The 13148-nt window shown below is 42.3% G+C and carries 11 protein-coding genes; 2 read left to right on the top strand and 9 right to left on the bottom strand.

Annotated features, from left to right (window positions below):
• Positions 1–85 precede the first annotated feature (85 nt).
• Together EAH55_RS11420 and EAH55_RS11415 are read right to left on the bottom strand one after the other, a co-directional pair.
• Positions 86–754: a basic secretory protein-like protein gene (locus EAH55_RS11420; RefSeq protein WP_112573728.1), complete on the bottom strand. Its 669-nt coding sequence runs from the start codon at positions 752–754 to the stop codon at positions 86–88.
• A 327-nt stretch (positions 755–1081) separates the two neighbouring features.
• A complete protein-coding gene (locus tag EAH55_RS11415) occupies positions 1082–2113 on the bottom strand; it encodes a LacI family DNA-binding transcriptional regulator (protein WP_244228161.1) in 1032 nt (343 codons plus the stop codon).
• Between the two features lie 411 nt (positions 2114–2524).
• On the opposite strand from EAH55_RS11415, the gene EAH55_RS11410 reads away from it, so the two are divergent.
• Both EAH55_RS11410 and EAH55_RS11405 read left to right on the top strand, forming a co-directional pair.
• Complete coding sequence (locus EAH55_RS11410; protein ID WP_112573730.1) at positions 2525–3853, top strand: APC family permease; 1329 nt, start codon at positions 2525–2527, stop codon at positions 3851–3853.
• A 2-nt stretch (positions 3854–3855) separates the two neighbouring features.
• Positions 3856–5013, top strand: coding sequence for a trans-sulfuration enzyme family protein (locus tag EAH55_RS11405; protein ID WP_121809726.1), 1158 nt, complete (start codon positions 3856–3858; stop codon positions 5011–5013).
• A gap of 59 nt (positions 5014–5072) precedes the next feature.
• Here the strand turns inward: EAH55_RS11405 and EAH55_RS11400 are convergent, their stop codons facing one another.
• The 7 genes from EAH55_RS11400 to EAH55_RS11365 all read right to left on the bottom strand — a co-directional run bounded on the left by EAH55_RS11400 (position 5073) and on the right by EAH55_RS11365 (position 13146).
• Positions 5073–5675, bottom strand: a complete 603-nt coding sequence (locus EAH55_RS11400; RefSeq protein ID WP_121809725.1) for a hypothetical protein — start codon at positions 5673–5675, stop codon at positions 5073–5075.
• 150 nt (positions 5676–5825) lie between these two features.
• Positions 5826–7217 carry an outer membrane beta-barrel protein gene (locus EAH55_RS11395; protein WP_121809724.1) on the bottom strand — a complete coding sequence of 464 codons (1392 nt, stop codon included), beginning with the start codon at positions 7215–7217 and terminating at the stop codon, positions 5826–5828.
• 361 nt (positions 7218–7578) lie between these two features.
• Positions 7579–8919 (bottom strand): sigma-54-dependent transcriptional regulator, encoded by a 1341-nt coding sequence (locus EAH55_RS11385; RefSeq protein WP_121809722.1) that lies wholly within the window; start codon positions 8917–8919, stop codon positions 7579–7581.
• On the bottom strand, positions 8894–10066 hold the full coding sequence (locus EAH55_RS11380) for a M20/M25/M40 family metallo-hydrolase (RefSeq protein WP_121809721.1): 1173 nt from the start codon (positions 10064–10066) through the stop codon (positions 8894–8896). The genes EAH55_RS11385 and EAH55_RS11380 overlap by 26 nt, the downstream gene beginning before the upstream one ends.
• Positions 10067–10072: 6 nt before the next feature.
• Positions 10073–10618 (bottom strand): GNAT family N-acetyltransferase, encoded by a 546-nt coding sequence (locus EAH55_RS11375; RefSeq protein WP_121809720.1) that lies wholly within the window; start codon positions 10616–10618, stop codon positions 10073–10075.
• Between the two features lie 208 nt (positions 10619–10826).
• The gene (locus EAH55_RS11370) at positions 10827–11009 is read right to left on the bottom strand and encodes a hypothetical protein (protein ID WP_162996831.1); all 183 of its coding nucleotides are present in this window, start codon (positions 11007–11009) and stop codon (positions 10827–10829) included.
• A gap of 187 nt (positions 11010–11196) precedes the next feature.
• Positions 11197–13146 (bottom strand): sigma 54-interacting transcriptional regulator, encoded by a 1950-nt coding sequence (locus EAH55_RS11365; RefSeq protein ID WP_121809718.1) that lies wholly within the window; start codon positions 13144–13146, stop codon positions 11197–11199.
• Positions 13147–13148 lie beyond the last annotated feature (2 nt).

The raw sequence follows: 13148 nt of genomic DNA, 5'->3' as shown, positions 1-13148 counted from the left end.
TTTTTGTGATAAGGCAGCTAATTTATATAAAACACAGTGCCAATTGTGGTTTAGCTACATTTGTTACACAACAAACATAAACGTTTTAAATAGCAGGGTTTGCTGCATAGGCAGCCCACAATTCGTCGACAGTTTTACCGGTAAGATTTTTCCAGCTATCGTTTGTGTAAGTATGGTCGCGCAGTTGCTTATCCAGTTCCTTAACCAATCCTGGTTTAAAGTTTTTTTCTGTCCATACCAGGAAACGGGCGGTTATGCGGTAAGCATTATCATAGTTTTGGGTTGATTTAAAGGCAGGTAACGCCCATTTTGCACCGGCGTTATCAACTCCAAATTTAAAACGGACATAGTCGGCAATGCCTTCAGTTAACCATCCGGGACCAACGCTGTTACCGTAAGCCTGCACAATATGCATTACTTCGTGCGTAACTACATCAATGTCGCCAGGATGTTTAGTCATGTATTTAGCGCTGAATACTACGGTATCATTCCCGGTAGCCGCTACGCCATCATAGGCGGTGTCGATAACAAAAGTTACCTTTTTAGATGTGTTTTTGTTGTACTCTTTTGCCAGTTTAGGATATACCTCAAAAAAGGTTTTGATCAGCTTGTCTTTCAATTCGGTGCTGAAGGCAGCATCCTTATTAATGAAAGTTACCTGGTACCCTTTTTTCTTGAAAACTTCCTGGGCATTGGCTTTGGCGCCACAACATGTTGCCCCAATTAAAAGTAGTGGAATAAGTATTTTTTTCATGAATTGTTTTGGTTTTTGCGCGTGATAGTAGGTAAAACCGTCCAAATATAGATAAAACGTTTTATCATTAAAAACACAATCCTTTGTAATATTATTATGTATTTTTTTATCAGGTCAAAATAAACGCCTGTTGCTCTTCAAACAACAGGCGTCTTTATTAATTAAACAATATTAGTAAAAAAGAACTATGAAGCACTTGAACCCTCAGGAGATCATCTCCCCCTTCGCACTACCCAATTCAGATCAGTGCATTATTCAAATGTAGACAATTAAAACGTTTTACCAAATGATTTTCACAATATTTGTTTACCAATACTAAACTCCCTGTTACGCAGAGACCTTAGCTAAGGTTGATCCCCGCTCAATCAATTTAGACGGAATCTGCAAATCGATTTTTGAAGCATCAAGCTTGTGTGTATTGATTTGCGCCATCAAAATGTCAATTGCCGATTTAGCGATATCATAAGTAGGCTGCTGTATTGTAGTAATACCCGGCGGATATAAACTGAACACTTCATTATCATCAAAGCTGATTACCGCGATATCTTCAGGGATACGAAGCTTAAGATCCTTAATGGCCTGCAAGCCCATGGTACCCAGATAATTGGTGGTAAAAAAGATAGCATCCATCTGCTTTTGCTTTTCAATAAAGGCTTTTATGGCTTCCACCCCTTCATTCTTATCCATATCAAAAGGGATTTTCAAAAGCATTTTGCTACTATCCTTCAGCTTATTATCCTTTAAAGCCGCTTTGTAGCCCAGGCTACGGTCATTAAGCTGGATAAGGCCCAGATCGGCCGTCACCATGCCTATATTTTTATAGCCTGATCTTACAAAGCAATCAACGGCGTTATAGGCACTTGCAAAATTATCAACCAGTACGTGCGGGATGTTTGTTCCGGGAAAATATCCATCTATCAGTACTACCGGCTTTTCATTGTCAACCAGGTTCTGGATATCTTTTTCCAAACCTTTCATTGGGGTAATAATATAACCATCAACCAGTTGCTGGCTTAGCATCCGGATCATGTCCTTTCCCTTTTGCAGGTTATTGTTGGTGCTGCAATATATAATGCGGTATCCGCCTTTTTCGGCTTCCTCTTCTATCACCTTCGCCATCTCCCCAAAAAAAGGACCGCCAATGCTTTCTACTATTAACCCTATAACTTTGGAAACACCCGTACGCAGACCAACGGCCATACGATTAGGTTCATAACCGTTTTTTTGGGCTACATCCAATATTTTTTTGCTGATCTCTTTGCTAATACGGCCCTTTCCATTCAAAACAAATGAAACAGTGGTTATTGACGTATCGGTAAGTTTGGCTATATCCTTAATGGATATCTTTTTTTTCATCATCGTTTCTCAAATTCAGGTTTAAGGTTTAGAAAGCCCGCCACTTTAAATATTTGTCAATTTTATGCCTGATCTAAAGTCAGTTAAAAATCGGAGATCTTACTAAAAATCTCGCTTTACTCCATCTTTTCAATCAAAAAAGGCAATTTTATCCATCTAACTGCCAATATTTTAGCTATTCAATATAAACATTTAAAACCGGCTGGGTAAATATAGCTTATGACTTCCATTTTTAATCTTTTCAACAACAATTTGTTACAAAACAATGAAAACAAGCAATAATTGTCAGATACTATAGCTAAATATTTTTTAAAGAAGGAATTCAATAAAAGCTTTTACAATGCCCGGAGCTAACGAATTTATGCTACATTTAAATTTTGTGTTTCCCTTAATTAATTGGTATTTTAAAACTACATGAGCATAACGCCAAAACTCAACCGTTTTGATCTTTCAATGATTGTTGTGAGCCTTGTGATTGGCATGGGCATTTTCGCGGCGCCTGTCGAAGTGGCTAAAAACTCAAGCACTCCTCTTTTGTATTTCGGGGCCTGGCTACTTGGTGGTGCAGTGAGTTTATGTGGGGCACTTACCTTTGCCGAAATTGGTGCACGCTACCCTACTACCGGTGGTTTTTACAAGGTTTTTTCGTACTGCTTTCACCCTGCTTTTGCTTTTATGATTAATTGGGTACTGGTAATAAGCAACGCCGCGTCGGTGGCTGCCGTAGCACTTATAGGTGCAGAATATATTAATCCTGTTATTATGCCCCCAAGCCTTCAAAACGATACGGGCATCAAAATCATGACCATAACATCGGTGCTTATTTTGTACATCATCAATTACCTGGGTATTAAGATGAGTGCCCGTACCCAAAATATACTTACCCTTTTTAAAATATGCATGATCTTGATTTTGTGCGCCGCCGTGTTCAAAGGCAATATCCATACCGCCAAAGAAGTTATCGCATATCATAATAATAACAATATAAGTGCGTTCGGATTAAGTTTGGTGGCTGTATTTTTCACCTACGGCGGCTACCAGCAAACCATAAATTTTGGAGGCGATATTATAAACCCGAAAATCAATATCCCCAAGGCTATATTTTTTGGGATAGCCACCGTGATATCATTATATATGCTTATCAACTTTGCCTATTATTCTGTTCTGGGAATTAGCGGTCTTCAGCACAAGACCACGCTGGCGGCAACACTTGCCGGGGTTTTGTTTGGAGCGGCTGGATACAAAATAGTATCTCTGTTAATGTTTGTTTCGGTGCTGGCTTTTGTTAATGTAAATATCATGGCCAATCCGCGTGTTTACTATGCCATGGCCGAAGACGGCATATTACCGGCACGCTTTAAACGTGTAAACAGCCAAACCCAGGTACAGGAATTTGGACTTACCTTCTTTGTCGGTGCCGTACTCATCATCCTGTTTTTTGCCAGCTCGTTTCAAACCATATTAAGCTACGTGATGTTTTTTGATACTGTAGGCCTTTCAACCGCAGCTATTACGATCTTCATTTTACGGCGTAAAACCAAGCAGCTTAATAATACCGGTATATATGTTATGAAGTGGTACCCAGTTATACCTATCATATTTATTACCACATATTGGTTTGTTACCATCAGCATTTTTATTGAAAATCCGCAGGCTGCTTTGATATGCATCAGCGCATTTATAGCAGGCCTTATTATATACTATATCACAAAACGAAGCCAAAAACCTATTACTACACTTTAATTATGGATTTGTCATTTATTTTAAATGAACTTGGGGAGGAAAGAGAGAACTATTTTAACGCCGTTTCGCCACCCATTATGCAATCAAGCAACTTCAGTTTTAAAGATGTTGCAGGGCTTAGGGAGGCTATGAATGATGAATTTGAAAGCAGCTTGTACTCAAGGGGTCAAAACCCAACACTCAATATACTCAGAAAAAAACTTGCCGCGTTAGACGGTGCCGAAGACGCACTTTTGTTCAGCAGCGGCATCAGCGCCATTAGCATCCCAATCTTGTCCCTGCTGAAATCGGGCGATCATATTATTGCAGTGGATAACCTGTACAGCTGGACAATTAAACTTTTCAAAGACTTTTTACCCAAATTTGGCATCACCACCACATTTATTGACGGAACAGTTTTTGAAAATTTTGAACAAGCGGCAACTCCGCAAACCCGCTTAATTTACCTCGAAAGCCCCAATACATTTTGCTATGCGCTACAGGATATCAGAAAAGTGACCGGCTTCGCAAAATCAAGAGGTATCATAACCATGATCGATAACAGCTATTGCAGCCCCCTTTATCAGCAACCCATATCAATGGGGGTTGATTTGGTTGCGCAATCGGCAACAAAATATATTGGAGGGCACTCGGATGTGGTAGCCGGCGTACTTACCGGTAGCAAGGCTTTGCTTAAAAAGCTTTTTGAGCATGAATTCATGAATACCGGCCCTGCATTGTCCCCTCATTCGGCATGGCTGCTTTTGCGGGGCTTAAGGACCCTCCCGCTTCGTTTGCAACGTAGCTTTGAAAGCACCCGGATCATCACAGAATGGCTTGCAAACCACCCGGCAGTGCAGGAAGTGATCTGGCCGTTCAGTCCACAGTTTCAACAAGCCGATCTCGTAAATCAACAAATGCAGGGCTGTGGCGGTTTGTTTAGCCTGGTATTAAAAAACAGCACATTCAATAAAATTGAAACGTTTTGTAACAGCCTGCAGCATATCCTGCTGGCAGTTTCGTGGGGTGGCCACGAAAGCCTTGTTGTGCCGGCCATAGCATCATTTAAGAAAGAGGATTATTCAACCAATAACGGTCATCATCAATTAATACGGATGTATATTGGGCTCGAAGATCCGCACTATCTGATAGCAGATATCAAACAGGCTTTAGAACAATAAACAGCTCCCGGCCTCGCGCCGGGATTGCTGTTTGGTTTGGAAAATCAATAGTTAATTATTTATAAGGATGCGTGTTGAGTGCCCTTTGCATGTTGATGCTCAAAATACAGGTATTTGATCTGGTATTCCCGGTTTAAGCTGTCATAAGCCATCAAATCGGCATCACCGTGAAAGTAATTGCGGATGCTGTACCTGAAATCATTTTGTCCGGGAAAACTCCTGTACACGTTTGCTATAGTTAGGTTTAAAACCGGCGTTGTAGTATCAGTACTATAGAAATAAGTTTCGGTACGTGAATAGCCTTTACCTTGTGGCATTAGCTGTACATGGGCATAAAGCGGGAAGCCTGCCGTATCAATCACCTCGTACGCCTCGTTTTGGTAAAGCCTGTAATCCTTACCTTCATAGCGGTAGCCAAATATTTCGCTTTTTGCTAATCTAATCTTTTTGTCCCCAGAAAGAATACTAATGCGGCTACCACCTAAAAAATCGTTAAGTTTTAGCTTTTTTCCAGCTTCAGGCTCATAGCTCAATTTGCCTGATTTGTAATCCTGAACAGTTAAATAAATACCTGAATTGGCATCTGTATTTTGTGCCATAAGGCAATTTGCCTGTATACCGATCACCATCATGACGATGATCATTTTAATTGAATTTTTCATTTTGTTTACTATTTAATTCTTGAAATTAAGGGCATAAAAAAGCCGGGCGGCAAAACCCGGCCTCCAACCTTTACTAAACCTACCCTTACAATCCAAACGGGATAAGTTATCGCGGTTTTAAAGTACGTTTATATGATACGCCCACTGTGCTTAAAAGCGCACCAGCAGGGCTGCTATGAATCTCGTTTCAGAATTTACCAGATCGGGGGTAAAATTAGTTCCGGATAGCGGGGTAGTATTATAACCATCCGGAGAGGTAACACCACCGTGACCGGCAAAGTAAGGCACATCTGCATGACGGTGTACAACTTCCATCCTGAAGGTAAGGTAATCGTTAGGCATTAAATCGACTGTGGTTGAATAGTCATAAGCATGAAATTTATCACCAGGATTAGCCGAGAACGGATGTGTACCAATTGCGCCGGTACCTACTGCCGGAATTGGGTTTGCATCGCCTGTCGGGTAAAGCACCAGGTAACGGCCAGGGTTATTCATTACACCACCACCTATAGTCCAGCCTAAATGGCCGTTAGCCATCACCATACGGTTGTAAAACATAGCACTTGCAAAGTATTGGGCAGGGCCTTTAACCGGGTCAGATTTAAAGCCGTTAACACCGTCTCCTTTCTCATCGCCAAGGTCGCCGGTTAAAGAGAAAGCCATGCTATTTACAAACGTATTTTTGTTTTTATAGTAACGAACCTCTACGCTATTATCAGTATGGAAACGTTTACGGCCCGGTTTGTCCTGAGTATCGGCACCGTAGTAGTTATTGGTTAATACCTGTAACCATTCTTTTGGGCGCCAAAGAATTTGACCACCAATACCTGGTCTGCTGTTAAACATGCCATATGATTGCCAGCCGTTGATAAGCCAAGGCTCAATTTTCAGTTTATCCGATACAAAGATTTGTACACGAACGCCGTTAAAGAACCACGGTGTATTGTCGCTTGTAAATGATGGCTGATAAGCCCAGTTCTCGGCATTATAGTATGAGAATAAACCTACGTACGACATGAACAAGCCGGCATCAACGTTAATACCATTCAGCACGTTGAAGTGATAACCGGCGTTGGCCTCGCTCAGGTAGCGGTAGGCTGTTGTGAGGTCGAACTGCCCGCGGGTAACACTAAAATCGTTACGGGGCACCACTGTGGACCGGGTGCCGAACTGCGTGAGTACGCTGGCCCGCACGTTATCGTAGTGAAAATCGCCGCCAAAGGCAACTGTCGAAATTTCAAACTCATGGTCGCGTGCCAAAGCGGTTGAACCAACTACGGTATGGTCTACTGGGTTATTGTTTGAAGCGGTATAGTTAAAATCAAGCAGGAAACGACCGGTGAAATATTTGGTATCAAGTAAAGCTTTGTGACGGCGGTCGTTACCGTTAAGCCAGGTAAAATCGCCAAAAGCAAATGGCTCGGGTTTGGTTTTTACGGTGTCTTTAACAATGATGCTGTCTTGTAATGATGCAGCGTTTGCCTGGGCATAGGCTAAAAGAAGTGTAAGGCCTAAAGCAATAAATAAGAGAAGTTTTTTCATTTTGAATATGATATTATTTGTTCGCGGCAAGGGCGGGTTGCAGTGTTTAATTTTTTTTGCCCCTACCTGCGTTAATTATGGCACGCCTGCCAATTGCTATACCAAAGCGGCTGCAATATTTTTCGCCGATTTGATTATCAGCCTTTTAATTATTTTGTCTTTATTTTTTGATGAGCGGCATCTGAATGATCCTTTTCATTTTGAGAAGGTGGTTTTCTCATGGTGATTGGGAGGAAAGAGATGATCACGGGCGTCATGCTGAACTTGTTTCAGCACCCCACAGGATAGGTGGGCGTTTTGCTTAGCACGTGAGGTGTTGAAACAAGTTCAACATGACCATGATTTTAATTGCTCATAAGTATCAGTTCATAACAATGTGATACTCTTCAATTTTGCGGTATAGGGTAGCTAAACCAATCCCCAATACCCGGGCCGCTTCCGATTTATTACCTTTTACATATTTCAGGATCCTGCGGATGTGATGGCGCTCCACACTGTCGAGGTCAAGCGCAACCAGGTCGTAATAGCCGCCGTTATGAAATTCATTAGGTAAAAGCTTGGGAGTAAGCAGGGGTTCATCCATCAGGATAATAACCCGTTCAATTACATTTTTAAGCTCGCGGATGTTACCGTTCCATTTGTGTTGATTGAGCAGCTTAAAAAAGTTCTCATCTACGTCGGGCTGCTTTTTCTTCACCTTGGCCGAATAGAGTTTGATAAAATGCCTTGCGAGCACTTCTATGTCCCCTATCCTATCCCTCAGGGGCGGCAACACGATAGAAAACCCCGATAGGCGATAAAACAGATCCAGCCTGAAATGCCCCTCTTCCGATTCTTTTTGCAGATCGCGGTTGGTGGCCGCAATAAGCCGCACATTTACCTTTACAGTCCGCGTTTCTCCTATTTTTATGAAAGTACCGTTTTCAAGCACACGTAACAGTTTGGCCTGCAGGTCGTGGCTCATTTCGCCAAGCTCATCTAAAAATATGGTGCCGCCGTTGGCTTCTTCAAATAAGCCCTTCTTGTCCTTCAGCGCCCCGGTAAATGCACCGGCTTTGTATCCAAACAGTTCACTCTCCAATAACTCTTTACTAAAGGCACTGCAGTTAACAGCAACAAAGGGTTTGTCTTTACGCAGGCTTTCGTAATGAATAGCTTCGGCAAATACTTCTTTGCCTGTGCCCGTTTCGCCCAAAAGTAAAACGGTGGCATCCGTCCGGGCTACTTTCCTCGCCAGTTCAACAGCTTCAAGTATCGCCGGCGACTGCCCTAATACTATCGGAAAACCATGCAGGGTTTCAACCTCATTTTGTAGTTCGTTGATATGATATTGCAGGTTAGCTTTATCGAGCGCCTTACTTACCAGCGGTATGATCTTATCATTATCATCGCCCTTGGTTAAATAATCAAAAGCCCCGTTTTTGATAGCCAAAACCCCATCACTAATGGTGCCGAAAGCCGTAAGGTTAATGATCTCGATGTAGGGTTTTATTTGTTTGATGCGCTGCACCAACTCGACACCATTGGCATCCGGCAGTTTTACATCGCTCAAAACTACTCTTACATCCTCGCGCTCAATAAGGCGCAAACCTGCTTTAGCATTGGGAGCCTGAATCACATGATAGCCCTCCAGTACCAGGATGCGGGCCATTAGTTCGCTGAGCTTTACCTCGTCATCAATTATTAATATGCTTGATTTCATTTTTGTATTTGTTTGGATTATTGATGAGCATCAGCGGCAGCGTTTCAAGCAGCCTTACATATAAATTGATGCCCTTCTTGATCTCTTCGAGGTAGATAAATTCATCGGCCGAATGCGAACGGGCCGAGTCGCCAGGGCCGATCTTTACCGAAGGGATAGATAGCCAGGCCTGGTCAGATGTGGTAGGTGAAATATAGGTTTTGCAGCCAACCGCAATCCCGGTTTTAACAATAGGATGTTCGGTAGATACCGACGATGCCCCCAGTGAACCAGGGCGAGGGTTCACCTGGCATGATACATTGCGCCTAATGATATCAACTATCTCGTTTTGCGAAAAGGTATCATCATGCCTGATATCTACTGTAAACTCGCACCTGCCGGGCACGATATTATGCTGTGAACCGGCTTTGATGGTGGTAACCGTCATTTTTACCGGCGCAACTCCTTTCAATTGCTGCGGAAACTGGTAAAGGCTAAACCATTCCAGATCTCTTAAACATTTATGTATGGCATTATCACCTTCCTCGCGTGCGGCATGACCAGGGCGACCGTTACTTATACAATCAATAACCAGGTTACCTTTTTCGGCAATTGCCATTTGCAACAGTGTTGGCTCGCCAACTATGGCCAGTTCGCAACCGCCCAACAATGGCAGTATTGATTTGATCCCGTTTTCGCCAGAGTTTTCTTCTTCCGCCGTAATGGCAAGGCACAAGTTAAAGCCAAGGCCATGGTAGCTATAAAAATGCAGGAAAGCGGCAATGAGCGATACTACGCAACCGCCCGCATCATTGCTTCCGAGGCCATAAAGTTTCCCTTCGCTTATTTCCGGGCAAAACGGATCTTTTGTGTACCCCTCGTTTGGCACAACCGTATCCATATGAGAGTTAAGCAATATTGTCGGTTTAGTTTCATCGTAGTATTTATTAAAGCACCAGATATTGTTTCCCAGCCGTTTTACCTTTACCGAATAATCCAGCAAATGCTGATATATAATATCCGCAACCGCTTCTTCATTGCCGCTGAACGACGAGGCTTTGATCATATGCTGCAACAACACAACAGATTCGCTGAAGAAATGCGGGTTCAAAGGAAGCGTATGCCCTACTAAGGAGGTGACAGGTTGCTCATTCAATGTTTTTATCATAGGAAATTAGTTTAGTTGAGGATCGAATAACATGGCGGTACACAAGCAATTGCAACGGTTTTTACTTTGCAGCACATCGTAGTTAACACAACTTTTGCAGGCATCCCAAAAGCGGGGCTCTTGTGCTACTTCGCTGTAGGTTACCGGCTCAAAGCCAAGACGGGTATTCATTTTCATGATGGCCAGCCCAGAGGTAATGCTGAATATCTTTGCTGTTGGATATTTACTGCGCGACAGGTTAAATATCATGTTCTTGACTTCGGAGGCTACACCCTGGTTACGGTGCTGCGGCGAAACAATCAGACCGCTGTTTGATACAAACTTCCCATCGTCCCAGGTTTCGATATAGGAGAAACCTACCCATTCGCCATTTTCGGTTACAGCGACTATAGCTTTACCCGTGTCGATCTTTTCTATTACTGAGGCTGCCGATCTTTTAGAAATACCCGAGCCTCTTGCTATAGCCGAGCCTTCCATTTCTTTGATGATCTGATCGGCGAACACTACATCGGCCGGGATAGCAGGCCTCACAATAATTCGTTCATCTTCCATTTTATATGTTTATTTCAGTTACCCGCACGGATTTGTTGAATAACTGTACATACCCCAATGCCAAAAGAATGCCCGTTGTGGCACAGGCATGCCATTTATAGGTTTAGGCTGTGTAAATGAAGATTTTAGTTTCGGGAAAGAGATGAGCGCATAAAAAAAGCCTATCAAAATGAAAGGCTTCTATTTTCAAAACAAGTTAATTTACCGTTTATTCAACCGGCTGAGGGTATTCCGGGCTCTTTTTAAAATGCTCCAGGTAACCGTTGGGATTAACAGCAAACCCGCTCATTTCAGTTTTTGGAGATACTTTTTTCTTTTTCGGGCCGGTGATTGAAACAATGATAACTGCTAATAAAGCGGTTATTTTAAGTATGATATAAAACGTTGTCATAGCTTTTAGCTTAATGATAAAAACCGGCAATAAACCAAACCTATGCCAAAGGGCTATAAAAGTGCTCAAAATGCGCTCAGCATATTAAAAACGCGTATCCCCGCAACTACTATCCTATCATTTTGGGAGATATAAATTATCAAAATGATAAAGCACTGAAAATGAATACATTTTTTTTGATCGATACCTACTCCCATTTCTTAATACCCAGCTTTTGCATTTTTGAATGCAGTGTTGATGGCGGCAAACCTAATTTAGCCGCAGCCCCATCCTTACCACTTATTTTACCATTGCAGCGCCTCAATACATCTAAGATATGGTCACGGGCATGTTCGTCTATCGTTTTCAACCTGTCGGCTGCGACTTCAGCGTAAGCAGGGCTTTCCTTTTTCCCCTGAAGTTTGGGCAGGTAGGCATCTTTTATCAGCGGGCCATCAGTCAGCAATACACTTCGCTCAATAAAATGCTCAAGCTCGCGCACATTGCCCGGCCAGTGATAGTCAAACAACTGGTTCATCACATTAGGAGATATGCCTGTTATTACCTTACCGCTTTTTTGTGCGTATCGGTCTAAAAAATGACTGGCCAATACAGGAATATCATCTTTGCGTTCTCTTAATGGAGGGATTATGATAGGGAATACAAACAACCTGTAATACAAATCGAGCCGGAAACGACCTTCCTCAACTTCTTTTTCCAGGTTGCGGTTGGTGGCAGCCACTATACGCACGTTAATTTTAATAGGGCCTTTACCACCAATACGTTCTATTTCCTGTTCCTGTAAAACACGTAATAGTTTAACCTGCAGTTCGGCAGGCATTTCACCTATTTCGTCCAGGAAAATGGTTCCACCATCGGCCAGTTCAAATTTGCCGGTGCGTTTTTCAACAGCTCCGGTAAATGCGCCCTTTTCATGCCCAAACAATTCCGACTCAATCAAAGTGGCCGGCATAGAAGCACAATTCACCACCACTAAAGGCTTACTTTTACGAAGCGAAAGGTAATGGATACTTTTTGCAATCCGTTCCTTACCGGTTCCGCTTTCACCCAAAACCAATACTGATGTATCAAGCGGGGCTACTATAGCAATATGATCAAGCACGGTAAGCATCTGGTGGCTTTTACCTATAATATCCTTAAAACCAACCGCTTTATTTTTTTCGCTTATGCCATTATCAGCCTGTTTATCAACTTTATTTATTGATGGCTCAAGTGCATCAAACGGAATGATCTCTTCTATCGCCATTAATAACGACCGGTGCAGGCGATCCAGCAAAATCAAATGGTCATTATTATAACAATCTGTTTTGCGGCTGTAAAACGAAAAATGAATCACATTACCGCTTGAAGTAAGTAAAGGCAACCCTAAAAACGATTGCATATTAAAAACCTGGGCAATAACTTTTTTTAAAGGGAACTGCGGCCAGATCTTAACAAAATTAGTGGCATTGTAAAAGTCGGCCTTGGTGATCAGCGGACTGTCACCCTGCATTTGTTGCAGTTGCGACCTGTTGATTTTTGTGATGTTTAAGAATTCATCCGTACCTATCATCTGGTACTCATCAAAGCCGGTGCGTAAAAATGAGAGCGCATTATCAGGAAAACCGCTGCCGTTTTTCATGGTAATGGTTAAATAATCAAAGGGCATATGCGGCTGAATGCTCATGGCTATTTTCAGCAGCTTTTGCTTCCAGTTTATTGTTTCGGCAACAATGTTTTTGAATACCTGCTCTAATGCCTGTTCCTGGCGTAATTTTGATTCAATGCTGTTTTGATGCCTGTAAAAAGCAACATCAAGGGTTATCAGTAATTCTTTTTCGCGAAACGGTTTTACCAAAAAGCCGTAAGGCTGTGTTGCCTTTGCCCGCTCAAGAATACTCTCCTGAAAATTGGCCGACAGGTATACAAAAGCGATATTTTTTGATGTTAGGATTTTGGCCAGGTCAATTCCATTCTGGCTTCCTTTTAAAAATATATCAAGCAGTACCATTTCAGGCTTTTGCTCTTCAATGATCTCCAGTGCTTCGGGTACAGAATCGGCAATGCCGCAAACTTTGTAACCGGCACGCGTTAATATTAATTTCAGGTCGTATGCCACCAGCGATTCGTCCTCGACTATTAATATTTTCTTATTCATAT

This window comes from Mucilaginibacter kameinonensis (assembly GCF_003675385.1).
GTDB lineage: Bacteria > Bacteroidota > Bacteroidia > Sphingobacteriales > Sphingobacteriaceae > Mucilaginibacter > Mucilaginibacter kameinonensis.
The sequence above is the reverse complement of the archived record's forward strand: the minus strand, read 5'-3'. Positions and strand labels throughout refer to the sequence as shown.

Coding starts and splice junctions, on each gene's coding strand:
- EAH55_RS11410 (WP_112573730.1), top strand. CDS start 2,525: ATGAGCATAACGCCAAAACTCAACCGTTTTGATCTTTCAATGATTGTT.
- EAH55_RS11420 (WP_112573728.1), bottom strand. CDS start 754: ATGAAAAAAATACTTATTCCACTACTTTTAATTGGGGCAACATGTTGT.
- EAH55_RS11365 (WP_121809718.1), bottom strand. CDS start 13,146: ATGAATAAGAAAATATTAATAGTCGAGGACGAATCGCTGGTGGCATAC.
- EAH55_RS11415 (WP_244228161.1), bottom strand. CDS start 2,113: ATGATGAAAAAAAAGATATCCATTAAGGATATAGCCAAACTTACCGAT.
- EAH55_RS11400 (WP_121809725.1), bottom strand. CDS start 5,675: ATGAAAAATTCAATTAAAATGATCATCGTCATGATGGTGATCGGTATA.
- EAH55_RS11375 (WP_121809720.1), bottom strand. CDS start 10,618: ATGGAAGATGAACGAATTATTGTGAGGCCTGCTATCCCGGCCGATGTA.
- EAH55_RS11405 (WP_121809726.1), top strand. CDS start 3,856: ATGGATTTGTCATTTATTTTAAATGAACTTGGGGAGGAAAGAGAGAAC.
- EAH55_RS11370 (WP_162996831.1), bottom strand. CDS start 11,009: ATGACAACGTTTTATATCATACTTAAAATAACCGCTTTATTAGCAGTT.
- EAH55_RS11380 (WP_121809721.1), bottom strand. CDS start 10,066: ATGATAAAAACATTGAATGAGCAACCTGTCACCTCCTTAGTAGGGCAT.
- EAH55_RS11385 (WP_121809722.1), bottom strand. CDS start 8,919: ATGAAATCAAGCATATTAATAATTGATGACGAGGTAAAGCTCAGCGAA.
- EAH55_RS11395 (WP_121809724.1), bottom strand. CDS start 7,217: ATGAAAAAACTTCTCTTATTTATTGCTTTAGGCCTTACACTTCTTTTA.